The 24,923-nt window shown below is 62.6% G+C and carries 12 protein-coding genes; 7 read left to right on the plus strand and 5 right to left on the minus strand.

What is annotated here, in order from left to right:
• The first annotated feature begins 313 nt into the window (after positions 1-313).
• The 4 genes from OF829_RS12640 (at position 314) to OF829_RS12655 (ending at position 6,528) form a co-directional block, all read left to right on the plus strand.
• Positions 314-643 carry a trypco2 family protein gene (locus tag OF829_RS12640; RefSeq protein WP_264940422.1) on the plus strand — a complete coding sequence of 110 codons (330 nt, stop codon included), beginning with the start codon at positions 314-316 and terminating at the stop codon, positions 641-643.
• The gene (locus tag OF829_RS12645) at positions 640-2,106 is read left to right on the plus strand and encodes a S1 family peptidase (protein ID WP_264940423.1); all 1,467 of its coding nucleotides are present in this window, start codon (positions 640-642) and stop codon (positions 2,104-2,106) included. The genes OF829_RS12640 and OF829_RS12645 overlap by 4 nt, the downstream gene beginning before the upstream one ends.
• Positions 2,090-3,166, plus strand: a complete 1,077-nt coding sequence (locus OF829_RS12650; RefSeq protein ID WP_264940424.1) for an AAA family ATPase — start codon at positions 2,090-2,092, stop codon at positions 3,164-3,166. The genes OF829_RS12645 and OF829_RS12650 overlap by 17 nt, the downstream gene beginning before the upstream one ends.
• 2,252 nt (positions 3,167-5,418) lie before the next feature.
• Positions 5,419-6,528 (plus strand): glycosyltransferase family 4 protein, encoded by a 1,110-nt coding sequence (locus OF829_RS12655; RefSeq protein WP_406701429.1) that lies wholly within the window; start codon positions 5,419-5,421, stop codon positions 6,526-6,528.
• A 244-nt stretch (positions 6,529-6,772) separates the two neighbouring features.
• On the opposite strand, the gene OF829_RS12660 is transcribed toward OF829_RS12655, so the two are convergent.
• Entirely contained in the window at positions 6,773-7,675 is a 903-nt protein-coding gene (locus OF829_RS12660; protein WP_264940425.1) for a tyrosine-type recombinase/integrase, read from the minus strand.
• 133 nt (positions 7,676-7,808) lie between these two features.
• Here OF829_RS12660 and OF829_RS12665 point away from each other — a divergent pair, with 133 nt between their 5' ends.
• Positions 7,809-8,552 carry a class I SAM-dependent methyltransferase gene (locus OF829_RS12665; protein ID WP_264940426.1) on the plus strand — a complete coding sequence of 248 codons (744 nt, stop codon included), beginning with the start codon at positions 7,809-7,811 and terminating at the stop codon, positions 8,550-8,552.
• On the opposite strand, the gene OF829_RS12670 is transcribed toward OF829_RS12665, so the two are convergent.
• From OF829_RS12670 to OF829_RS12680, 3 genes are all read right to left on the minus strand, one after another.
• Positions 8,506-9,426, minus strand: a complete 921-nt coding sequence (locus tag OF829_RS12670; RefSeq protein ID WP_264940427.1) for a hypothetical protein — start codon at positions 9,424-9,426, stop codon at positions 8,506-8,508. The genes OF829_RS12665 and OF829_RS12670 overlap by 47 nt on opposite strands.
• Before the next feature lie 261 nt (positions 9,427-9,687).
• Entirely contained in the window at positions 9,688-11,949 is a 2,262-nt protein-coding gene (locus OF829_RS12675; protein ID WP_264940428.1) for a pentapeptide repeat-containing protein, read from the minus strand.
• 498 nt (positions 11,950-12,447) lie between these two features.
• Positions 12,448-18,330 carry a DUF3320 domain-containing protein gene (locus OF829_RS12680; protein WP_264940429.1) on the minus strand — a complete coding sequence of 1,961 codons (5,883 nt, stop codon included), beginning with the start codon at positions 18,328-18,330 and terminating at the stop codon, positions 12,448-12,450.
• A 59-nt stretch (positions 18,331-18,389) separates the two neighbouring features.
• Here OF829_RS12680 and OF829_RS12685 point away from each other — a divergent pair, with 59 nt between their 5' ends.
• Positions 18,390-19,649: a metallophosphoesterase family protein gene (locus tag OF829_RS12685; RefSeq protein WP_264940430.1), complete on the plus strand. Its 1,260-nt coding sequence runs from the start codon at positions 18,390-18,392 to the stop codon at positions 19,647-19,649.
• The gene (locus OF829_RS12690) at positions 19,649-23,092 is read left to right on the plus strand and encodes an ATP-binding protein (RefSeq protein WP_264940431.1); all 3,444 of its coding nucleotides are present in this window, start codon (positions 19,649-19,651) and stop codon (positions 23,090-23,092) included. The genes OF829_RS12685 and OF829_RS12690 overlap by 1 nt, the downstream gene beginning before the upstream one ends.
• Positions 23,093-23,302: 210 nt before the next feature.
• Here the strand turns inward: OF829_RS12690 and OF829_RS12695 are convergent, their stop codons facing one another.
• On the minus strand, positions 23,303-24,880 hold the full coding sequence (locus OF829_RS12695) for a hypothetical protein (protein WP_264940432.1): 1,578 nt from the start codon (positions 24,878-24,880) through the stop codon (positions 23,303-23,305).
• Positions 24,881-24,923 lie beyond the last annotated feature (43 nt).

A 24,923-nucleotide genomic window follows, 5' to 3' on the forward strand; every position in this document is an offset into this window, starting at 1 on the left:
AGCTTACAAATACGCCGGTTTCAGCAGTTCGGCACCAATAGTCCGGGCAGTCGGCAATGGGCCGCGGCGGAGTTCCCGGCTCGGTGAATTCAGCAACGGCATTCTTCTTGTAACCGCGGGATAACGACTATGAAGGTTCCGGGCTGTGCTGCTCTTGCTCTTATCGAGCGGCGGGGAGTTGGGATTGCAGTCGCGCTTCGTCGAATCGACATCGAAATATTCGCTACCCGAAAACCTGTGCGGAAAGTATTCGGTTGCCCGAAGCATGGCTTGAGCTGACAATTGCGTCTCATGATTCGAGGGGGGTAGACGAATGCAGGATTTGATCCCGCTCGCCGAAGCGATCGGCGCGCTGCGGACTCAGTTGTCCGAAGCACAGACGGCCGGACAGAATGAAGCGATTCGCTTCGAGGTCGGGACCGTTGAGGTTGAGTTCCAGGCGGTCGTCGAGCGCGAAGCGAGCGCGGAGGCAACGCTCGGTTTCAAGATCTTCGGCTTGGGAAGCGAGGCCAAAGTGGGCGGCAAGCTGGGCGATGCACGGACGCAAAGCGTAAAGATCACGCTCGTTCCCAAGCGCAACGGTCGAAGCCTCGAAATCGCCGACCGGGAGCAGCGACAGGAGCAGGTGGACCTAGGCCGGTGAACCCGGAGCGCGTTGTCGATATCTGGTTCAGGGACGGCAGCAACAGGTTCGGCTCGGGCTATCTCCTGACGGACCGACTGATCCTGACTGCGGGCCACGTCGCCGACAATTCGGCCCATGGCGATCCGTGCATCATCCGCCGTTGGAAACGGGTCGATGCAGAACTCGACGCGGCCTTGCTCTGGAGGTCGCAATATCATGACGCTGCGCTGATCCGGCTCGACACGCCGGTGGCGGTCGATCTGGGCGCCTCGCCTGTATTCGGCCGCGTGTCCGGCGGCCACGCAAGCGCCGGCACGTTCGACTGCGCGTCCGTGGGGTTTCCCCGAGCGAACCGGAACCGCCAGAATGAGCGGATCGACAAGCACGTCGTCGGTCAGGCGACCTACGCGTTCCGCTCCGGAAAATTCGACGTGTTCAGCACCAATGCCCGTCCGGTCGATGTTGAAGACTGGGCGGGATTTTCCGGTGCCGCGGTCTTCCGGCAGGAGCTGCTATTTGCCCTCATCGTGAGCGTCCCGGAAGCCTGGGGCGGCGAAAGCCTTACGGCGGTCGCAGTCGAGCCCTTGTTCGAGGAAGCAGCTTTTCGAAAGGCCCTGTCCGACCATGGCCTGGGCCAACCCAAAATGCGCAAGTTGCGCCATCAGCGCTTCTATCGCACGCTGCTCGAGTCGCTGCGTCGCCATTATTGCTTCATCGACCGTAATCCCCAGCGCGCCTCGTTCGAATCCTGCATTCGTGCCGGCGCCAGCCAGGGCTTCATCTTCAGTGGCACGCGCGATGACATGCCCGAACTGTTCATGCAGCGACTGGCCGCCGTGCCCGAGTTTCGCGAAATTGTCGGCGACCTGGCGCCTGAGCGTGCGGTGGCCAAGCTGGACTGGATCGAGGATTTCACGATCACTGACTCGTCCGCAAGCTTTGCTGAACTTGTGCGCCGATGCGCAAGCCTGCTGAGCCTACCGCTTACCGCTACCTGGAGTCCCGCAGCCTTTATCAAGGCGTTGCAGCAGCGCACCCCGGCCGCCATCTGGTGGGAAATCGAACCCAACAGGATGGGACCCGGCCATTCCGAGCTGCTCGGGTTGTGGCTCGACTTCTGCGCGGAGGTGCAGCAATCCGGCAGGCTATACTGGTTCGCTTGCTGGCTCGTCGTCGAGCCTCCGTCGCGCACGTTCCTGCCCGCTTTCCTGCGTCCCCACTTGCCGGACCCCGGTGTGGAGCGGGTAATGGCGCTCTGCTCGGCCGCGCAGCGGACGGCAGTGCTGTCGCCGCCGCTGGGTCCAATCGAGATCGGAAACGATCTTCGTCCTTGGCTCGATCGGTTGCGCCAGTATGTGCCGCTCGATGACGAGGATCATCACGACCTGCACGAGCAGATTTCGCGGGCGCCGCCCAGCCTGTCGCTGAGCCAATTCACTGTCACGGTTGAAGGGATGCTGCACAATGCCGACACCCAATGAACGTGGTGCCCCACCCGATCCGAAATGGTGGCTGATCCCCCAGCCAGCCGGGCCTGGAGCCCAGATATCTCTGCCCGAGCCTTTCTTCGAGAGATATCGGCGCCCGACACGCTACGATCCCGGCCCGGCGCTCAAGTCCGCCGTAAATGTCGCACTGCTGCTGGGGCAGCCGCTGCTTCTCACCGGTGAGCCTGGATCGGGCAAGACGAGTCTCGCATATTGGTTGGCCTATCAAATGGGCCTGGAGGAGCCGCTGGTACACGTGGTCAAGTCGGTCACGACGGGACGCGATCTCCTGTACACCTTCGACGAGCTGGCACGGTTCCGCGATGCGCAAGGCGGGCCCAAGGCTGCACGTCCCCAGCAGGACTATCTTGAGCTGAGCGCGTTGGGATTGGCCATTCTCTTCTCGGCCGGCGCCGGTGGCGCGCTGTCGCGAACGAGCGCCTCGCGTGCAACGGATGCAGGCGCAGCGCGGCGGCATTCGGACCTCTTTCCCGGCGCGTTCCCGAAAGCCCGGCGGCAGGTCGTCCTGATCGACGAGCTCGACAAGGCACCGCGCGATACGCCCAACGACCTGCTGAGCGAGATCGAACGAATGGAGTTCCGCATTCCCGAGCTCGGCGTGGTGGTGCGAGGCGACCCCAACTATCGGCCGGTCGTCGTGATCACGAGCAACGCGGACAAGAACCTTCCTGAAGCGCTGCTCCGCCGCTGCGTTTATCACCATATTCCGATTCCGGACGAGGCACGGCGACGCGAGGTCGTGGCGCTGCAGGAGCCCAAATTGCTCGAGCGCCAAGACCTGTTCGACGACGCCATGGCGACGCTGGACTCGCTGCATGACAAGATCGGTCGTGACGGGCGGCGTCCCGGGACCGCGGAAATGCTCGCTTGGCTGGACACGATCGAAGCGATCTATCCGTCGGGAAGCAAGTCGCTCAGGGAAAATCCCGGCGCGCTCGGTGTGACACTGAAGACGCTTGCCAAGACGCCCGAGGACCTTGCGCTGATGGTCCGCATCCTGAAGCTCGATCCCGCGCAGTTCGGCTTTGAGTAATGGCAACCGCGGCCGGAAAGGATCGTCCCGACCTGCTCGATCGCCTATCCGATCTGACTGCTTATCTGCGTGCCTATGAATTCAGGCTCGGCATCGACGATGAACTGAGATTGCACGCGTTGCGCCAGGAAGTATTGCGGCGCGGTGGCGGGGTTGCCGACCTCTTGGCGCTTGAGCGGCTGATCGCTCCGATCGTCTGCCGAAACCCGGATGAGCAGGAACGGCTCGGAGCTATCCTCAGGCGCTGGCAGCCCGGCGCCTTAGCCGCGCCAGCGCCGGACGTGACGGACTCGGTGACCGAGCTTGCGCGGCGCCAGGCGAGCGGCGCACGCCGTTTGTGGAGCCGCATTCCGATGAACCCCCGGAATGTCGGTCTCGTTCTGGCGCTTGGCGCCGTTGCGCTGGGCGCCTATCTGGCGGCGCCGGCTATAGCCGAGTGGCAGCAAGCGCTTCAGTGGGAGCTGGCGAGCTATTTCGGCATTGCATTTGCGCTGCCGTCGTTTGGGCTGTTCGTCCTGCTCTCGGAGAGGAAGGTCGCGGTGCTCATGCGGGGAAATGCGCCGCGCGATGCAGCAACATTGGCGCTCGGAATCAAAGTGTCCGATTCCCCGCTCTTTCCGCGCGGCGCCGTGCACGGCGCGTTGCGGGACCTTTGGCGCCATAGCCGGATCGAATCCGATGATCTCGATGTTGTCCGCAGTGCAGTCGCGACTGCGAGGCGCGGCGGCTTCGCTCAATTCCTGCGCCGGCACCGTTTTGTGCTTCCCGAGTACATCCTGCTGATCGATCGCGCGTCGGTGAGCGACCACGTCGGGGAACTCGGCGACGTCCTCGCCGCTCGCCTGCATACCGAGCAATGCAAGGTGGTACGCGCAGTATATTCTGGCGACCCGCGTCATCTGCACGAGCTTCGTTCCGACGGACAGCGCCGTACATTGCGGCTCGAGGAACTCGCCGCACGATATCCTGATGCACGGCTCATGATGATCGCCGATGTCGTCGATTTCTGGGATCCGGTGCAGCGGCGATGGCGCGGCTGGGTGGAGGCGCTTCAGCGGTTCAGCACGATAGCGGTATTGACGCCAGTACCGCAGAGCCAATGGGGCTTTCGCGAGCGCGAATTGATCGCGCGCGGCTTTCTGCTGACGCCGGCGACAAGTAAGGGACTCTCCCGTCTCGCGCAACGGCTGCGCCCCGGCGAACCGTTCGAGCCCGAACAGATCGTTTCCGGCTCCGAAGCTTTCGAACGGCTGCAAGCCAGATTTGACGGGTCCTCCTACCGCTGGTTGAGCAACACCGGGCCTTCCGATCACGAGATCGGCGAGCTTATCGAGGCGCTTCGCGACGCCCTCGATCCGGGCGCTTTCCTGCACCTATGCGCGCTCGCGGTCTTTCCGACGATCAGTCCTCGTCTTACCGAGCGTGTGGGCGTGCTGCTCACCTTGGCCAATGGTCTGCCGGCGATGACCGAACAAAGCTATGTCGCCATCTCGCGCCTGCCTTGGCTGCGCCGGGCGAAGATGCCCGACTGGCTGCGCAAAGCATTGATAGAGGCGATGCCGCCATCGGAGACGGCGCGCGTACGCGCCCTTTGGGTCGAACTGCTCCGGGAAGAGCCGTCGGTTGCGCCAGCGTTTTTGCTCGACGTTGCCGATCAGCGCATTTCAGGCTCGAAGCTCCGGCACTTGCTGTACGCGTTGCATCGGCGCCCCGGTACCGTCTTCCTGGAACGGTTGCTGATCGCATTCTTGGCGGGGCGCCGTCTACCCGATTTGGCCGTCGAAGCACCGGGTCGGATGGGCGGCCGCCGGATCGGTATCGCGATCGAACGCCGCAGCGTTGGCATCATCGCCGCGACGATCGCGACGAGCGCGGCGTGGATCCTCTGGGGCCGGACCGTGCTTCGCGAAGCCGGGCAATTCGTGCAAATGGCGGGGGACGCAGGCGCGTTGTTGTCAACGGCATTCGCCGGCGCGGCGCTCGGAATCGAGTTGCTGCGCCGCTGGCTGAACTCTAACTCGCCGCGGGCGCTCCGGATCCGCCGGTCACGCAGGGGCCGATTGCTCGCTGACCGCCTCGCCACACGGCACTCGCAAGGCTTCGCCATCGGCGCAGCGGTGGTGATTGCATTGCTTGCGGGAGGCTCCGGCTTGGCAATGGCGGAACTGCTGCTTGGTGCAGCCGTGCTAATCGGCATTTCCCTGTACAGCTGGCTCGGCTTGGCATCGCGCGTTGAGGCCGATGCCCCGCGCATGCGGGGCGGAGAACTGGCGCTGTTCGAACCGCGCCCTGCTCCGCGATCGAGCGCCCGCAGCGCAGCCGCACCGCGTGACAACGCCGATCCGCCGGCTAGCGGTGGCGGCATTGTGATCGTCACCGATGCTTGGGAGCCGCAAGTCAATGGCGCGGTGCGCACCCTCCAGGCGGTTCGTGCGGTGCTCGAACGCAATGGCCACCAGGTGCACGTGATCTCGTCCGACCTGTTCTACTCGCTTCCCTGTCCGACCTATCCGGAAATTCGGCTCGCCATTACGCGCGTGGCGAGCGTGGGGGCGATGCTTGAGGGGCTTGAGCCAATGTATATTCATCTGGCGACCGAAGGACCCTTGGGTGTCGCGGCACGCCGCTGGTGCCTCCAGCACCAATTTCCGTTTACGACCGCATACCATACGCACCTTCCCGACTATGTGGCGACACGCACGGGCATCCCCGCGGAATGGCTTTGGCGCTACATCCGCTGGTTCCATGCGCCGAGCGAGGCAATTCTGGCTTCAACCCCATCGGTCCGCCAGTCGTTGATCGATCATGGGGTACGGCACGTGAGGCACTGGGGCCGCGGCGTCGATCACGCCGTCTTTCGCGCCGGTGTCGCTCCGCATCCTCGTATCGCTAATCTTCCCGGCCCTGTGCAGCTCTATGCCGGCCGCATTGCGGTCGAGAAGGACCTGCCGGCATTCCTCGAATCGCGTCATCCGGGCACCAAGGTCGTGGTCGGCGACGGGCCGGCGCGCGCCGAGCTTGAAGCGCGCTATCCGGCGGCGAAATTCCTCGGCGCAATGTTCGGCGAGGAACTTGCTTCGGCCTATGCCGCGGCCGATGTATTTGTCTTTCCCAGCAGGACGGATACCTTCGGGCTGGCGATGATCGAAGCCCTGGCCTGCGGGGTTCCGGTAGCGGCCTTCCCTGTGAGCGGGCCGATTGATCTTGTCACCCCCGAGACCGGGGCTATGGACCGGGACCTCACCCGGGCAATCGGTGAGGCCCTGACCAGGGATCGCGCCGCGTGCATCGCTTATGGCCGAAGCTTCACCTGGGAGGACAGCGCCGCGCAATTCCTGCACGGCCTCGTACCCATAGGCTGATAGCAACAATCCGGTGGACGGCTTGGACCTGACCGCGCCGAATAGCCGACATTCAGCGCCGCGGCACGGCATGGCACGGCAGCTAATCGATATCCACACCCAGAAGTTGCCGGCCCGCTCCCGGCCAAAGCATTGGCCGCCCGCTTGGCCACGCGTATCGGCGAGAAGACGAAGCAACTGTCCCAGCGGTTTGAAGTGCTTTGAGTTGATCCGCGATAGATGCTTCGGTCCAACGGAAGGCGCCCTAAGCCGCTTCCCTCAGCCTCACTAACAATTTTGCACTTTCTAGTGCCCGCTGGAGACCAGCGTCCCCAACATGCGCATAAATCGCAGTGGTCGAAATGCTCTCATGGCCCAGCAGCCGCTGGAGGAAGCGCAGATCAACGCCATCTTCGAGCAGCAAGGTCGCACAGGTGTGGCGAAGCATGTGTGGAGTGACCTTGCAGGCAATCCCGGCACCGTTCGCGAACTGTCGGAGCGAACGCCGTACCCAGTCGGTTGACCAGGCCTTGTCGCCGTGCCCGAACAAGGTGATTCCGCGCCTGCGGGCGGCGAGCTTGCCGATGACAACTCTCAGCTCTTTGTCGACCAGAAATACGAAGCGCTCCCGCTGGCCCTTTCCGTGCACGCGGAGTGCGCCATTGTCGGCGTGGAAGTCATCGCTGCGGAGCTTGACGAGTTCACCGACGCGGATCCCGGTGCAAATAAGCACCAATGCTGCGATGGCGATCGGCGGAACGGTCTGCACGTTCCGATGCCTGCGGCATTCTCGCCAGGCGGCTGCGGCAAGCAATTGGGTATCCTTGCGCGAAATTCCTCGAGGCAGGGAGCGCGTACGTGGCAACTGCAACTCGAGCCCGACGAATGGTGATGCCTGGATGATCTTCTCCCGGGCGAGATCTCGGTAGAAGCCTCGTAGGCAAGCTATGCGCCGGCGAATCGTTCGAGCTGCTGCGCCCGATCTCGCGAGATGGCCGATATAGTTGAGGATAGATGCCGCGCTCGAAGGGTCGGTGTCCTGGCTGTCCACAAACCGGCGGTAATGCTTGAGGTCCGCGGTATATGCCTGGAGCGTGTGCTCCGAGGGGTTACGCGCGATGCGAAGGCGCTCAATGTACGCACTGGTGACCTCGAAAGTTACCAACATCCACGCCCCCCAACTTTGATCCGATTTGGAGATGATCTGCCGTGGAAAGCCTTTCGGAACAGTGCACCTATCCGAGACTGGCCCCATTCGGGTACACGGGGCAACCAACCGGGGCGGATAACTGAGGATTATCGTGAGCGATGGCGAAGAGATCCGGCGCTCCGCCAGCGCGCGCTACGCGACGGGCGATGAGATCTGGTCGTCGTCGGACAAGTGGAATGCAAACAAAAAGAGCGGCATCGAGCGGTTCTGCCGGGAAGCGCTTCAGGCCGTTTCCGAACATGCCACGATCCTCAACGCTGGTGCGGGTTCGCATCGCTATGACTGGATGCCCGATCACGCAGTGAACCTCGACCGGTTTGCAGCGCAAGTGATGCACCTCCCAAACCCGGTGGTCGGCGAACTAGAGATGCTTCCATTCGACGACGAAGCGTTCGATGTGGTCGTCTGTGTCGGGTCGGTCTTGAACTACGCGTCCGCGCTTGAGGCGATCTCGGAACTGGTGCGGGTGCTGAAGCCCGGCGGGATGCTGATCCTCCACTATGAATCGAGCAACAGCGCCGAACATATCGGCACGAGCCTTTGGGGCCGTGACGTGGCGCCGCTCAGGACCATCAATAACGGTCAGCCCGACATGGTCTGGGTCTATTCGCGCGCTTTCGTGCGCCGCGCAGTCACGCGCAACGGAATTACGATCGAGCGCGAACAGGGCTTCCATATTGGCTCGGCAGGTCTGTTGCGGCTGGGCGTTTCACAGCAGGCGGCCGCGCCCGCCGCGAAGCTGGATCGGTTCCTGAGACCTTTCTCATTCTTCGCCGACGACGCGATCCTTATTGGCCGAAAGTCCGAAGAAAGAGCCGGCGAAGTTTCCGACTGAACAAGGCACCCACAAGGATCAGCGCGGCCACGCCGAGGACAATCCACCCGGTCGTCGCCCCTGGAGAGACAGCCGCGATCAGGCCGACTGCGGCGGAGGCCGTGAGGAAGATGGTGAGCACCGTCTGGTGGCGCTCGGAAACCGGCTGAAGTTTTACATCGGTGTCCTTCATCCCGTTCAGGATAATGGGATCGTGCGAGCTGGCGCGCTGCCCCAGGCGCGCATGCTCTTCCTTGAGCGCCTGCTCGTATTTTTCGCGCGCAGTTGCCTCCATCAGAGGGCCGTACCAACGGAAATAATGATTGAAATAAACGAGGTCGGCGATCTTCATCAGCTCGGCGGCAGCAATCGTCTCTCGCTTCTGATTGGCAGCGATCATCAAAGAGGCGCTACACGTTCCCAGCGATCGGACCATCGACGGATCGGGCGCGTGATATTTGATCCTGGCGCGGCGAAACCCTTGCAGACGCAGCAGTCGCACGATCGCAATAGGGCTGGTCAGCGGATCGGACAGGCCATCGTCCGATATCACCTCCGCGACGAGATAGTCGGCAAAGATTCGCCTGCGCTCAAGATACTCCGCGATCAGGTCGGCGAATGCGAAATAGGCACCGTGGCCGCGCGCGGTCGGCGCAATGACGATGAAGTCGAAAACGCCGATCCGCTCAGACGCGTAGTACATCAGTGCGCAATAGCCGCAGGGCTCACCGCGGAACGTCATCCCGAAATAGATGATGCGCCTGCCCTCGAGCGGTTCGCGAAGATAGTGAATGAGTTCGTTGGTATCGGTGCGGTGCTTCGGCGACAGGTGCTTCACATAGACGTCGAGAAAATCCTCGAGCCGACGGGTGGAAGCCGCGCTCTGATCGAACACTTCGAGCTCGAAAGAGCTTCGGATTCGCCGAACCATAATCCTCAGTTATCCGCAGCGGGCGCAGTGGCGGTTGGCATTAGCCGTGAAGATGCGCCGCTCGGGACAATGACCGGATTTGGGCCGAAAGGAGACTGTCCAGTTTGCCATAACTGAACGCGGAAATCGGCCGTTCGTCTGCCGACCCAGCGTCGACTGTTCGCTCGCGGGCGCAGCGGCGCCGCTCGGCGCCACCCCAACGGAAACGCCGGAGTTCCAGACAGCCTAGCTAATTTGAAAGCGTCGCTTCACGGCGAGCGCAAAAAGAAATCCCAGTACGATCGATAAAATCGACTGCATCGTCGCAAGCAGCTTCACGAGGAGCAGGACCCATTCGTTATAGCTGAGTAGCTTCGTACCCAATGAGCCCTGCGGCATCCCTTCAACGGAGAAAGCAGAAAAGGGCTTGAACGAGTTACTCCACGAAATGTCCATCGCTTGGGCGACTTGCCCAAGATCACTCCACTTGACCAATCCAAGGGACAAGCCAATCAGCCAAAAAATCAAGGAAAACAATGAGATGAGAATAGATAGGCACACAAACGGCCGTCCGATTGATGCGCCATAATCTGACACCGTGCCGTAAATTGCTGATGCGATTCGCGCGGATACCGGTTCGGAAGGCTGACGCGATCGCGACTTGAGCTCATACCTGTAGAATCTCTGCTCCCGAAACGCATCGCTTTGTGCCGACATGGCAAGTTTCAATGTCCGCAGCCCGCCAGCCAAGGAACCATAGCGGGCATCTGCCAACCGAAATTCTTTTTTGTAGTCCTGCTCGCGATCATAGTCGGGGGCCGCTATAATCTTGCGATCCCCGATGACCGTATCCCTCGCCGCTGCGAGGATTTTTTCGAACAACTGATCCGGGGAAGTCTCGCCCAGGACTGGCTCGGATAGAAGGAAACGGGCCTTGAACTCAGCGCCGTCAAAAATCGGGAACGCGCAAAAGTCGGTCGTCTTAAAATTTGCGACATCCCTAAACCGACACCCTTCGAAGACAGGGTGAAGATGTTCAAATGTGGTTGGCCATGTGACACGCGAAAAGTTCGCATATCCGCTTATATCCGACGCGAGAAAGAACACTCTGTCGCAAAATGTGCACCCTGAGAAACCTGCAAATCCGGATATCGTCACAGAAGAGAAATCCGCCTCACCGGCAAATTTTGTTCGCCAGAAAGCAGCGTTTCCCTCGAATTTGCAGGCTTGGAAGTCAATATCCTCGAATTGGCATTCGCTGAAACTTGCAGAAGCTCCAAACGTCGAACTGGTGAACTTTGCTTTTTTGCCAAATTTAGCCTTGAAGAAGGATAACCCCTTGCCGAAAGCGCCATTCTCAAAGTCAATGTCTGAGCCAAATTGGGCTTCACTAAAGGTGCAATCCTCACCAAATGAGGAATTTATAAATCTTGCGCCATCTCCAAACCAAGCCGATGAAAACCTGCTCTGATGTCCGACTGAAACACTTTGAAAGTCTGCTCCTGGGGAAAATTTAGCTGTCACAAAGTTAACGGACGATTGGAATTTTGTAAGTCCGAAGAAGGCGCTTCTGCCGAACCTCGCGCTGGTGAATCCAGCACGGCCGCCTACGGTGCAATAGCCAAAAGATGTATGCTCCCCGAATACCGTTTTGCTAAAGTCAATTTCCCCCGAAAAATTTACCTTTTGAAACACTGCCCTTTCGTCAAATATCGCAGAATCGAATTTGACGTTGTTTCCGAAATGACACTCAAAGAAATTCGCATTCTTTGAAAAAAGACTGAGTGAGAATGACGCGTCATTTCCAAAACTGAGGTTCGCGTACATAGAGCTGTGATGGCGAGACAAACTTGCTTTGATGAAAACGCTGAGGGATGGCTCAGACTCTCTTTTCAGAAGTTTTCGGAGGCAAGAATCAAGGTGCTGTGCCTTGCATCCTGTCAATTGGAGCCTGTTATCCGGTCCTGACTCATCGAGGTAAAAATCAAGGGAAGACTCTGCAGAATTTTCGATCCTAAGTCTTAGCCCGTCAAAAATTTTGGTATCGGCATCTAAGTCAAAATCCGCGCAGTGAATAGAATGCCATAGCGACCCGTCGATTTCGGTTAGCGCGCCCAACTTGATTAGCTCCGCGTCGGATAGCAGCTTGCCTGCCCAGCGACCAAGCGTTGTTGAAGGCTTCGAGGCGGAACGTCGCAAAGGGACCCATCGCCAGTAATCTTGAAGGGTTGCCTCGCGCCAAGCGAGTTCGCCTTCGCCATGGACGCGACCTTCGCCTGGAAAATCTGCCGGTGCTAGCCATCTCTTTAGTTTTTGGGCTTCGTTAGCTTCATCGCCGCGCTCCCAGCCCGCGTCTGCGAGGCCGGCCCATGAAAAATCACAGGTAGCCCAAAGCGTTTCCCACATCTGACAGAGGTCCGCATAGGGTATCTGTCTGTAACGTTGTCCGTAGGCCTCCCAAGCTGCAGCGACCTTCTCATCGTTTGAAGAATCTTGGATAGCCGACAATGGATCCTCCTGCACGTGGCTGCACTAATAACGATGTGAAATACCGTATGATAGCCTGACGTGGCGTCGAGGGAGCGGCAATATTGCGACGAAAGGGAATGCTATCCACCTAATAGCCGATGTTCTTTGACGAACTGAATAGACGGCCGCTTTCGGGGTGACGGCCAGCCTTTCTGAACGACCTAGATTAGGGCGCGAAGCGGTCCGCGCTGCGCACCGATCACTTAATCCCGAATTATCGCTCACACGCTCGGGAAATGCCGAATTTTCTTACAACCGGGCCCGACGTTCGTCAGACCCAAGGTCGAGAACCGCGATCGCGCGGAAGCAGCTTTCCCGCGACAAATGAAGCCGCTAAGTTCTCGTCGCGCGGAGGGCTCTGGTCCGCGAGTGAACCAAAAGTACGACCTCCAGCGGAACGGCGGATCCGCGCTTATCAGCTGGTCGGATACGCGTGCCGCGCACCTGCGACTATTATGCGCTGCTGGCGCAGGTCAGCTAGTCCCGAATATGCCCTGTCACCGGCCGCGCAGCGACCAGCCGGTTCCGCGCGCTCGCGCTCACGCGCCGAACGCCGAAGCGCCGCGCCGCGTCAGTCAGCGAGTCCTCGGCGCCGACACAACTGCGGATCGCGGCTGCGAGCTCCGGCAAGGCGATATCTTCGATAAGGCGGATATCGGTGCTCGCATTGGGAAAGCGTGCGCGGTCCCAACCCCCGGGAGCCATCGCGTCCGGCCAGACGAAGCTCACGCCCGAAGGTTCGATCTCGACATGCGCAAGCCCGCGCGCGACTGCCATGACGCGCTCACGGATCAGCCGACCGGAGCGCTTAAAGCCGTGGGCGCGGGCGATGCGCTCCACCAGCAGCGTGTCACGGATCGGCGCTTCGGCGGCGACGATCCGCAGGATCATGTCGCGTAGCACCGGCGCGTAGTCCGGCTCCTGGAACCGGCTGGGATCAATCCCAAGCATGGTGCCGAAATCGGTCACCTGATAGTCACCGCCCAGCAGCTCGACGACGACCGGATCAGATTCCCCTTCCTCCGCACCCGTCTCCTCCGGATTCAACGACTCGAGGAAGACGACGGGCCCCGTTTCTTCCGGCACCACCGCTTCGACTGCCAGCGCCCGGGACCGCTCAAGCGCCGCGTTGAGTGCGATGTCCAGCCGGTCGAGCGCGCCCTGCGCGTCGATCCACCAGTCGGTCGACCAGACGCGGAGAAGATCCCAGCCCAGGCTCCTGAGCACCGCCTCGCGCACCTTGTCGCGGTCGCGCGCGGTCGCCGCGCTATGATAGGAGGCGCCATCGCACTCAACGCCGACCAGGAAGTCGCCCGGTCTGTCGGGATGGACCACGCCAAGGTCGATGCGGAAGCGCGATACGCCGATCTGCGGCACCACCGTCCAGCCGCGGTCGCGTAGCCCCCGCGCCACCGCCTGCTCGAACGGCGATTCGAACCCGCCGACCGATCCCGCCACCGCCTCGCCCAAGGCACGCGGCCCTCTTTCGGCATACTCGAGGAAGTGCTTCAGGTCGCGCACGGCCTCTGCGCTGGTACGGTTGAGGTCGATCAGATGCGGCGGGAAGGACGTGAACACAATCATTTCGCGCCGTGCGCGCGTGATCGCCACGTTAAGGCGCCGCCACCCGCCGGCGCGATTGAGCGGACCGAAATTCATCGCCATCACTGGCGCGTTTGGTGTCTCCGGCCCGAACGCGATGCCCAGCAGGATAACGTCTCGTTCGTCGCCTTGCACGGTCTCCAGATTTCTGACCATCGTCGGCTCAGCTGCGTCCTCAGCGAAATAGGGCTCCAGCTGGGGAAAACGCTGCCGTGCTTTGTCGAGCAGGTCATCAATCAGCTTCTGCTGCTCGGCATTGAGGGTGATCACCGCCAGCGTCAGACGATTGCCCTTCTCATCGACGAAGCCAGGATCGAGCAGCCGGCGCACCACCTCCGCCACGATCGCCTCGGCCTCGATTTGGTTGGTGCGACTCTTCCCGCGCGACCAGGCGCCGGCCACCTGACGCAGGCTCACCATCGAATCGCGCGTCACCGGCGCGGGGAAAGTGATGAGATCGCCATCATAATAGCGATGATTTGAGAAGGCGATCAGGCTCTCATGCCGGCTGCGGTAGTGCCAGGTCAGGCGCCGCTGCGGCAGCCGCGCGCCCAGGCACTCCTCCAGGATACTTTCCTGGTCGGTCTCGATCTCGCTGTCGTCATCCTCCGCGTCGGTCCCCCGATTGAAATTATTGGTCGGCGGCATCTGCTTGGGATCGCCCGCGACGACGACCTGCCGACCTCGCGCGATCGCACCCACCGCATCCCAGGGGGTGATCTGCGAAGCTTCGTCGAAGATCACCAGATCAAAGGGCTCCGAATCCGGTGGCAGATATTGCGCCACCGACAAGGGACTCATCAGCAGGCACGGCGCGAGCGTGGTCAGTGCCGGGCCCATTTCCGCGACAAGCTGGCGCACCGGCTTGTGCCGCTTCTGGAGCTTGAGCTGGTGGGCGAGCGCACCGAAGCCGGGAGGCTGCACCTTGGCATCCTTGGACGGAATCTCGCCGGCGATCAGCGCGCGGATATAGAGTTGGGTGAGCTTCGCGAACGCATCGTCGAGCGTGCGGAACCGCTCGATCAAGTCGGCATGTTCGGCGATGTTAAAGTCGCGCACGATCGGCTCGGCGTCGATCGCCCCTTCGGCCCACCAGCGCGCATAGGCGATGTCGAACGCCTCGACCACCGCACCTGACGGAACTGCCCCCGCTTCGACCGCGTCGACCAATGCATGCAGCTCGCTATCGAGCGCTGCCTGACGCGCCCGGCGCCACGCCGTCCAGGCATTGAGCTGGGTTGCGCGGGCGGCGATCGTCGCGGCGATTGCCTGGATGTCGCTCAGTAGCGCAAGGCCGTCGATCGGCGCCGGGGATGCCGCCGCCGTTTCGAAACCCGCCTTGGCATCGGCAAAGGCGGCATACGCATCGCGATATTGCTGCCCAGCATTGCCGATCGTGCCGTCCTCGGCCAGCAGGTCGTTCGCGTCGACGCACAGGCGGCGCATCGCGCCGCGCAGACCGATCAACTGGTCTGGGGTCTGCGCCGCGCCGACCATCGCCGCGCGCAGCGCCTCGGCGGCCTTCAATAAACGGTCGAGGCGATCGAGATCGGTGGAAACGCCGGCCCAGCTGGGCAGGGTGCTCGCGAGGCGCAATGCGTCGAGCTGGGCAAGCAGGCCCTGCATCCGGTGGAGGCGAGGCAAGTCGGCTTGCGGGTCCGCGGTGCCGGCAGGGTCAAGACGCTTGGCAACGGCCCTTTTCCGGAAAATCGAAAAGGGCCAGAAGGCCTTGCCGGCGGCAGCCCAGGCGGTGTCAAGCTCGGCCAGCGGCAGCCCCTGTACAGCGGCAGGCTCCTGCGCGACCGAAAGCGCTGCGGCTTCCTCGCGATAGGCACGGATGATCGGCGCTGCGCGGCTGCCCTGATCGAGCGTCTGCGCTGCCTCGACACCGAAGGCGAAGCCCAGGTCGAGCCCGTTCGCCTGCTGTAGCGCGCTGGCCAGAGCGGACAGGGCGGCGAGCCCGCGCCGATCGCCATCGGCTTCTACACTCAACAGCTCGAGCAGGCGCTCGCGGTGCTCGGCGATCGCCGACGCCGAGTGCGCCAGCGCGGCCGCGCGGGTCAGCAGTTCGGCTTGCCAGGCGTTGGACCATTCGGTGCGACCGATATGCTTGAAGGTGCCCAGGTCGTCGGCGACAGCGACGGGACGGTTCAAGTCGAGCCTGCGCGCAGTTTCACGCAGCTGTTCGAGCTGGGCCGCGTCATGGTTGAGCTCGTTCGGCCACGCTAGGCGGAACGGCTGTTCCGCGCCATCGCGCACGACCCGTCCGATCGCCGCGAACAGAGTCAACCCATTGGCGCGGCGGCGGTGCAGGGCTTCGACCAAGCTGTTCAGGTGATCGCGGCTCGTTTTCAATTCGATTGCGCGCCGCTGCCAGACGTCGGCCGGCGATTCCTCTGCCGTGGTCCAGGCGGTGTCGAGTTGGCGCAGCACGTCGAGCTTGGATGCCTTGTTGCTGTGCAGCTCGAGGCAGAACGGCCCGAGCCCGTGCGCGACGAGCCGGCGATGGACGACTTCGAGCGCGGCGCGTTTTTCGGCGACGAACAGCACCTTGCGGCCGAGCGCCAGGTTATGCGCGATCATGTTGGCGATGGTCTGCGACTTGCCCGTGCCTGGCGGGCCATCCAGCACGAAGTCGCACCCACGCGCCGAGCCAACCACCGCGGAAAGTTGCGAGGAGTCGGCCGGGAGCGGCGTGAACAGGTCTTCGGGGGCGATCGTCACGTCGAGTTCGCGTGGGTGAGGCGGCTCCTCGCAACCATCATAGGGCTCGCGCGGCGTCTCGAGTAGGTGGCGTACCACCGGGTTGCGCTTCAGAGTGTCCGTGCGGTCGACCAGGTCCTTCCACATCAGATATTTTGCGAAGGAAAAGGCGCCGAGCACCACCTCCTCGACCACTTCGAAACCAGGTGTATCGCGTACCGCACGCCGGACCAGGTTCCAGATTCGCGGCACATCGATGCCCGACTCGTCGATCGGCAACGCACCCCCCAGCTCCGGAATTTCGAGATCGAAATCTTGGCGCAGCATCTGCAACAGCGTGAGGTTGAAGCGCGGCTCCTCCTCATGAATCGACAGCTTCACACCCGATCGCACGCTGCGCCGTTCAAGCTTCACCGGCAGCAAGATGAGGGGGGCGCGATAGGTGCGCGCATCTGTCTCCGACTTGCGCCAGACTAGGACGCCGACCGCCAGGAACAAAGTGTTCGCGCCACCCTCGGCCATGTCGAGCCGGGCCTTGCGATAGAGATCGACCAGCAGTGCATCGAGCTTCTCGGGCGGCGCCAGCGACAATATTTCGCCTCGATCGAGCGCGTCGCGAGCATAGGCCTCGTCGAGGACCTCGCCGGTGCGCTGGAGATGCAGTGCAACATCACGACCCGCACCGCCCTCCATTTGCGGCGCCGCCACGATCCGGAAACTTGCGCCATCTGCCAAGCGATCCTCGAGACCCGCCGGGTCGGGGCAGAGCAGGCGGATCGCGGTCGCGCCCGGTTTCACGTTGAGTAACCGGTTGCGCGTGGTGAGGTCGAGCAACTTGCGCTGCCACCGTTCCAACCGCCCTTCGGCGGTCGTCGGCGCCGCTTCGGGTTCTGCCAGGTCAAAATCTGGAAGCGCGGGTGCCGCCTCCAGTGCATCGCCTGCATTGTCGCTTTCGTCTAAATCCACGAGCGAGGTTGCTGCCCCGCCCGCATCCGCCATCGCCAGCGGACGGAGCCGTTGCATTCGCGCCCGTCGCAGGTCAAGCGCGAAGACGAAATCCGCCTCCTGCTCCTCATCGATCTGCCGGTTGGCCTGGGCGATTCCTCGCGAGAAGGCGGCGGGATGCGCGCCAGTGGCGAGCGTCGTCTCAAATAGCACCAGTTCCTGAAGCGCCACGCGCTTGCGCAGGCTCGCCGCGTCTTCAACGAGCAGCGTCGCGAATTCCTGCGGTTGCAGCCACGCACCGGCAAACGCATGCCCCTTGGTCAGTACGACCACCGGATAGAGCCCGGCCTGTTCAAGCACCGCCGCGAACAGCAAGGCCGTGTCGAGGCAGGTCGCCAAGCCCCCCTCCAGCACCTGTGACGGGGTGCGGACCTTCTGACCCTGTAACTCGAAGCTGGCAGGCGGCTCGGCATAGGTCAGCCGCAGCCCCGAAACCGCCGACCAGACCGCCGAGGCCAGCTCATGGACGCGCGTGCGGCTCTTGGATTGATAGCCCTCGATTCCGTCGGGGCGACCGCTTCGGCGCAGCACTTCGCTCGCGGCTTTGACCAGTCGGCTGATGGCGGAATCATTCGGCAACACAAATGCGGCGAGCAATTCGGGCATCGCCGCGGCTCCGCCCCATTCGTTGCGTGCCAGCAGCTCGACAGGGAAGTCGCGCTGCGGGCTGGCACCGGCGTCCTCACCCTCGACATGCGCGCGTAGCGTTACCGTTGCCAGCACCGCTTCGCTTAGTTGCAGCAAGAGCCCTGCGTTGAGCTTCAGGTCGCGCTTGGTGATGTGCGCTTCGCCGCCGGCGGCGATGCGATCGACCCGCCATTGCATCGACTCGAACACCTGCGGGTCGGCGGAGATTTCGACGACGATATTCTCGGCCGGAGCCTGGCCGAGATTGAGGATTTTGAGGTCGCGCAGCACCGGCACCGCATTCTGATGCGACGCGAAGCTGAGCTTGGGCACGATCACCGCGTCAATTGCGAGCAGGCACGCGCCACTCACTGGCGCCGGATCATTATCGCCCAAGATGGACTCAACAGCCGCCATGTTCATGATCCCCCGAACCAAAAGTCGCTTCACTGGCAGCATAATCTGGGCAAAGATGAAATCCCATGGCTACTTTCCGTTTCCTTCACGCTGCCGATATCCACCTCGACAGTCCATTGCATGGGCTTGCGCGGTATGAGGGCGTGCCGGCTGATGATGTGCGAAGGGCTACCCGTGCGGCCTTCGACAATTTGATCCGTTTCGCATGCGATCAGGCCGTCGACTTTGTCGTGATCGCCGGCGACCTGTTCGATGGCGACTGGAAGGATATGGGCACCGGCCTCTATTTCGCGCGTGCCATGGGCAAACTCGCCGCCGCCGACATCCCCGTCTACCTCCTCGCGGGCAATCACGACGCGGCCTCGGTGCTGACCAGGCAATTGCCCTGGCCTCCGAACGTCCACCAGTTCGGCAGCCGCCGCGCCGAAACGCATTTGATCGAGGCCCTCGGCGTCGCGATCCATGGCCAGAGTTTCGCCAACGCCGTGGTGACCGAAAATCTTGCCGCGACCTATCCCGAAGCGGTGCCGCATCATTTCAATATCGGCCTGCTCCACACCGCCCTTGTCGGCCACGCAAACCATTATCCGTACGCGCCTTGCAGCATCGATGATCTGCTGGCCAAGCGCTACGACTATTGGGCGCTGGGGCATGTCCATGACCATGCCGTCCATTCCGAGCAGCCGCACATCGTTTTCCCGGGCAATCTGCAGGGCCGCCATATCCGCGAGACGGGCCCCAAGGGCGCCGTGCTCGTCGATGTGGAGGACGGTGCCGTGACGGCGCTGAACCATGTCCCGCTCGACGTGATGCGCTGGTCCCGTGTCGAGGTCGATTGCGGCGGCGCAACCTCGCTCGATGAAGTAAATGCCGCGATCCGTACCACGCTCGGGCGGCATCACGCTGAGCTGGCCGACGGCAGGCCGATGATCGCGCGAGTGGTGCTTACCGGCCAGACGGTGCTCGCCGGTATATTGCACGATAGCCAGGCGAGCCGCCGCGACGAGGCCCGGGCGCTCGCTGCCGCGATAAGTCCGGAGCTTTGGATCGAGAAGGTCCAGCTCGAGGTGACCGCCCTCGACAATCGAACTAGCCTGACCGGCGCACCGGAAGACTTTCTGGCGCTCTTCGCCGAAGCCGCGACCGCGCCCGATCTTGCCCAGCTGCTCAAAGAGGAATTCGACGCGTTCCTCATCGCTGCCGCCAAGGCCGGCGAACCCGGCGATCGGGATCTTGCCCGAGTGGTGGCGCAGGGCGACTGGCCTGCGTTGCTCGCGACTGCGGGTGCCGCGCTCGGCGCGCGCCTCTCGGGAGCCACGGACTGATGCGCTTCGCCGAACTTAGCCTGGAGCGCTATGGCCGTTTCGAGGATTCGCGCCTGTCGCTGCGCGCGGGACCGCCCGATTTTCACATCATCTACGGCCCGAACGAAGCCGGCAAATCCACGACGCTCGCGGCGGTGTCCGATCTTCTCTTCGGCATCCATGCGCGGAGCCCGTATAATTTCCGCTTCGAATATCCGCTGATGCGGATCGGCGCCGTTATCGAGGAGGGAGGGCAGCGGCTCGCCTTCCGACGGCGCAAAACGCGCGAGCTAAGCCTGATCGATGCGCAGGATCAGCCGATCGACGAAGGCCTGCTGAGCGCGATGCTCCACGGCCTCAACCGCGATACCTTCGCTTCGGGCTTCAGCCTCGATCAGGCCGGCCTGCGCCGCGGCGGAGAGGCGATGGTCAAGGCGAACGACGATCTCGGCCAGGCATTGTTCGCCGCGGGCTCGGGCCTGACCGGGATCGCTAGGGTCCAGGCCGCGATCGATGAGGAGGCCGATGCGATCTGGGGCAGGCGCGCCGCGGCGCGGCGAAGCTTCACGATCGCCGAACGCCAGTTCGATGAGAGCATGAAGACGCAGCGCGATACGCAACTTCGACCCAAGGAATGGGCGGACGCACGCGCCAACGTGGCCCGGCGAGAGGATGAGCTGGGCGTCCTGACTCAGCGCCAGGCCACGCTCACCGCCGAGCGCCGTATCGTGGAACGGCTGCGCCGGATCAGCGCGGCAATGCGGCAGCGCGCATCGCTGCTGGCTGCGCTCGCCGAACGGGGCGAGGTGATCGAGTTCCTGCAACGCGAGGAAGCGCAGGCCGAAGCCGCGCTCACGGCCCTCGCCACGGCGACCTCGGAACGCGCCACCGCCGAAAGGCTTCACAAGGAGGCAGCCGAGCGGCTCGCGGCGCTCAGCGCGGACGCGATCACCGAGCTCTCGGAGCAGATCGAGGCATTGATCGAGCGTCGCGGGGAGATGACCAAAGCGACCATCGACCGCACTCGGCTAGAGATCGAACTGCAAGGCAAGGAGGAACGCGCCGCCATACTTCGCGTCGAGCTTGGCGCCGGCGAGAACATCCCGTCCCGGCTGGTGGTGACCAGCTTGCGCGGGATCGCGTCGCGCCACGCCGAAGCGACGACAGGTCTTCGCACGCGCGAGCAGGCGCTGGCCGACGTCACCGCTCGCGCGACCCCCTTGCGGGAGGAGCTGGCAGACGCGGTCCTTGCCGAGGGGCTCGACGCGTTGCGCGCGGCGATCGCCGTGGCGCGGAGCCTGGGCGACGATTTCGACGAGCGCTGTGCCGCCGGCGACACCGCGGCCGATCGCGCCGAAGCCGAAGCGGCGACCGCGATGGCTCAGCTCGCACCCTGGGCCGGTGATGCCGACGCGTTGGCGCGGCTCTATCAGATCGATGAGCCGGAGATCCAGGTGGCGCACGAGGCCCGGTTACGGCTCGCCAATTCCCTGGAAAAGGAGATCACAGAACAGGGACGGCTGGACGAGGAGCTCGCGAGATCGGAAGCCGAGCGTGCCCGCCTCGCCGCAACCGGCGAAGCCGTGTCGGCCGAGGAGGTCACCGAGGCCCGGACGGTGCGGGGCGCGCTTTGGCAGGATATCGACGCCCATCTGCGGGATCGGGAGCGCCTGCCCGATCCGGCATCGGCCGCCGGACACTTTGAAGCGGCCCTTGCCGCCGCCGACCAGGTGGCGGACCGTCGCTATGGCACTGCTCAGGCCTCCGCCCGGCTCGCAGCGCTCGACGAGCACGTCGCGGCGCTCGCGCTGCAACGCGATCAGGCCGCCAAGCGAGCAGGGGATATGCGCGCCGCCCTCGAAACACTGCACGAGGAATGGCGCGCCCGCCTCGAGGCCATAGCCTTGCCGGCGCTCGATCCGATGCAGCTGCGCGGCTGGTTCGCTTATCGCAAGACTGCGCTGGATCTGCACGCCGCCGCAACGGACGCGCGGCTGCTGGCGGCTCGCAACCGGGAACGTCGCGCCGACGCGATGGCGGCACTGGCGACGGCTGTCGGTATTGCCTCCGCCAACGTGGATGGTCTCGCCGCGGCGCTCGCTGTCGCCGAAGTCGAGCGAGCGAAGGGCGAAACTCTCGAACGGGCGTTCACTGAGAAGCGCACCCGGCTTGCGGGCTATGACGAAGAGATCGCGCGCCTCGAACGCCAGTTCGTGCAGGACCGACGCGCGGTCGAAGGTGCGCGGTCCGAATGGGACGTACAACAGACCGCACTCGACCTGGTACTTGCCATCGACGATATCGAAGGGCGGCTGGCGCTGATCGACGAATTGCGCGCCGACCTCGATGCGATACGCGCCCACACCCAGCGCATAGCGGGTATCGTCGCCGATCAGGAGCGATTCGATGCGGACCTGATCGCGCTTGCGGGCCAGGCCGGGATTACGCCCGAAGCCGACCCATCGCGGACGCTCGACAAGCTCCGCACGCGCCTTGATGCAGCGCGCTCCGTCGCGCAGACCATGGCCGATCTCGCCGTCGAGCTGGATCGGCGCGGGGCCGATGTCGATACCGCCAATCACGCATGCGACACCGCGACCGCCACGCTCGCGCCGTTTCTGGAGCGCGTCGGACTGGATGCGGCCGCTGGTCTCTCCGCATTGCTCGATAATTCCCGCGAAAGGCGCGATATGCGCGCAGGAATCGAGGGCGCCGAACGCGAGATTGTCGCCGAGGGCGACGCCTACGCCCTGGCCGATCTGGTCACGGCCTGGGAAGCCTGTGATCCGGACGAGAACGCGAATCGTGCCCAGGCGATCGATCAGGAGCTCGCTACGCTTACCGACCAGATTACCACCGCTGCCAACAGCCTGGGAGAGGCGCGCCGCATTTTCGCCGAGCTCGACGATCGCCCGCAGGGAGCGGCTGACGCGCTTGCCGATGCCGAGGCCGCGCGCGCGGAGATGGCCGCCCAGGTCGAAATCTACATTCTGAAGCGCGCGCAATCGCTGATGCTGCGCTGGACGATGGACCGCTACCGCGAACGCCGGCAGGATCCCCTGCTTGCCCGCGCCAGCGCGCTGTTCAGCACCCTGACGCTGGGGCGCTTTGTCGAGCTCAAGGTTGATTACGAAACGGCGACGCCCCGGCTACTCGGTCTGCGCGCGGATCGTGAAGCGCTGGTGCCGATCGACGGGATGAGCGAAGGTACCACCGATCAACTTTTCCTCGCGCTTCGGCTCGCGGCTGTGGAGCAATCGATTGCGTCGGGGGTCCGTATGCCGTTCCTGGCCGACGATCTATTCGTCAATTTCGACGACGAACGCGCCGAAGCGGGCCTGCGGGTGTTGACCGAACTCGCCAACTCCACCCAGGTCCTATTCTTCACTCATCACATGCACTTGCAGGAAATCGGGCGTCGTGTGCTCACTGACGGTCTCTTGTCGGAATGCGTGTTGTTGTGAGCCGCGTGGTATTTGCGATCGAACTTAAAACCGGACGGTCAGTAATCGGCCAAAAAAAGCGGCCATTGACGCGTCAAACATAACCTCCGTTATCGTCCCGGCCGCCGAACGGCAGCTTGGCGCCCTATTTCCGGCCATTCCGCGATCTGCTGAACATTCCCAAAATCATCCAGTGCATGCGGATTATTCGCTAACGCGGCGCGGAAGTCGCTAAAGCAAATTCCCTTGCTCCAGCAGCTTTGACTCTGGCTTTTTCGATTCCTCGCGTAATTGCCGCGCTACCCGTGAGAGCGGGTGCTGGAAATAATGCTCGCGCAATATCTTTCGCAACGCCGGCTGCTTCGCTTTGTCGGCGTATTCTTTAACAGCCTCGCCGTCCCGCCAGCCCATGGAGAAAACCCCGAAATCCAACGTCTGCCCGCTAAGCCAGGCCACTGCATCATCATTGAAAGGGCCATTCGACCATATTTCGAACCGGAAATGCTTATCGGTGTAAGCCCCGTCACTCGACAGAATTTTGTAAATGAGCGGCACGCGGTCGCCATGCCATTTCTGTACCTCCTCTAAGCTGACGCGCGCGCCAGGAATCTTGGCCTTACATTCGACCACCAGCACACCGTGTTCCTGTCCTCGGTCGAGCTGAACATCGATTTCGGCTTTGCGGCCCGTTTCAGCATCGAAGCGCTTTTCCCCGATCTTCAGATAGCCGTCGTCGACATCCTTCACGAGGCTGCCGATCACCACCTCGAATAGCGCGCCGCGCACGTTACCCGCCGAACCCTCGATCTTGGTCAGGGCGTTGATCACGGTTTCAATCTTGGACGGATCAACGGCCGCGCGCGCACCTAAATCGCACAGTAGAGCGATCAGCTCCCGCAAGGCGCGGGCGACATCGGACCCGAACATATTCTCTGTCGTGAGGGCGAGAATTCCCTTTTGCTTGGCGAGCGAGAACGCATCCTCCGCAAATACCTGCCCGACGAGGGCGGGCATGATCGGAGCGACGTTCATCGGGGCGGAAGCCATGTCGTGCTTCCGCACGAAGGCTTCGACGTAATCTTTGGTGATCACATCGACCAAATTAATGTCGCACACGAAGAAGCCTGGCTTGGCTTTACCGCCGATTACCCGCATTAACGGGCGAACGTAGGACGGGGCAGCCATGTCCCAGGCAATGCCCGATACCAACGGCAGTTCGTCGTCGCCACGCATCGCGAATTTGTTGAAACTGCCCAGCCCAAAGCGCCGAGCCCATTCTTTGACGGCTTGAAGAGTAACGAATTCGGCCAACATCACGGCGTTGAATTCGGCTTCTGTTTTAGTGTGGTAGCCATAGGGGACTATCGCAACCAGCGGAGGTTTGCCTTCGTCGTTCGGGGCCACCTTGAGAAACTGTATGCTCGTCAGGCGTTCGAGAATCCGTTCCGGCGACATCTGGCCTTTCCGTGCTTGCGGCGCGCCGCTCACAATCGGGAAATTTTCTTTGAGGCAAAGACCGCCCCGCGCCTTCATCCCGATAATCGCGGTCCAGTATGATTTCCCCGCGGAATAAAATGCGCGTTCGAGCGCTTCCCAAAATTTGGGGCCACCGAATTGCGAGTCTAGATAGATGAAGCGCGCATTCTTAGCGAAGCGCAGCCCGGCCAGTCGCGTATATTCCGATTGGGCGCGGGCAATCTTTTTCCGCGCTGCAGGCTCTGCCATTCCCGCCGCGACGAACTCCCGAATGAGATCGGAAGTGAGGCAGGGGCCGACCCGTTTCAGTGCCTGTGCAACAGTTTCCGGCATGGGCGCCTCCTCCTGTCACACTACTCTATTTATAAAGCCTTCT

Source organism: Sphingomonas caeni (assembly GCF_026013415.1).
Lineage (GTDB): Bacteria > Pseudomonadota > Alphaproteobacteria > Sphingomonadales > Sphingomonadaceae > Sphingomonas > Sphingomonas caeni.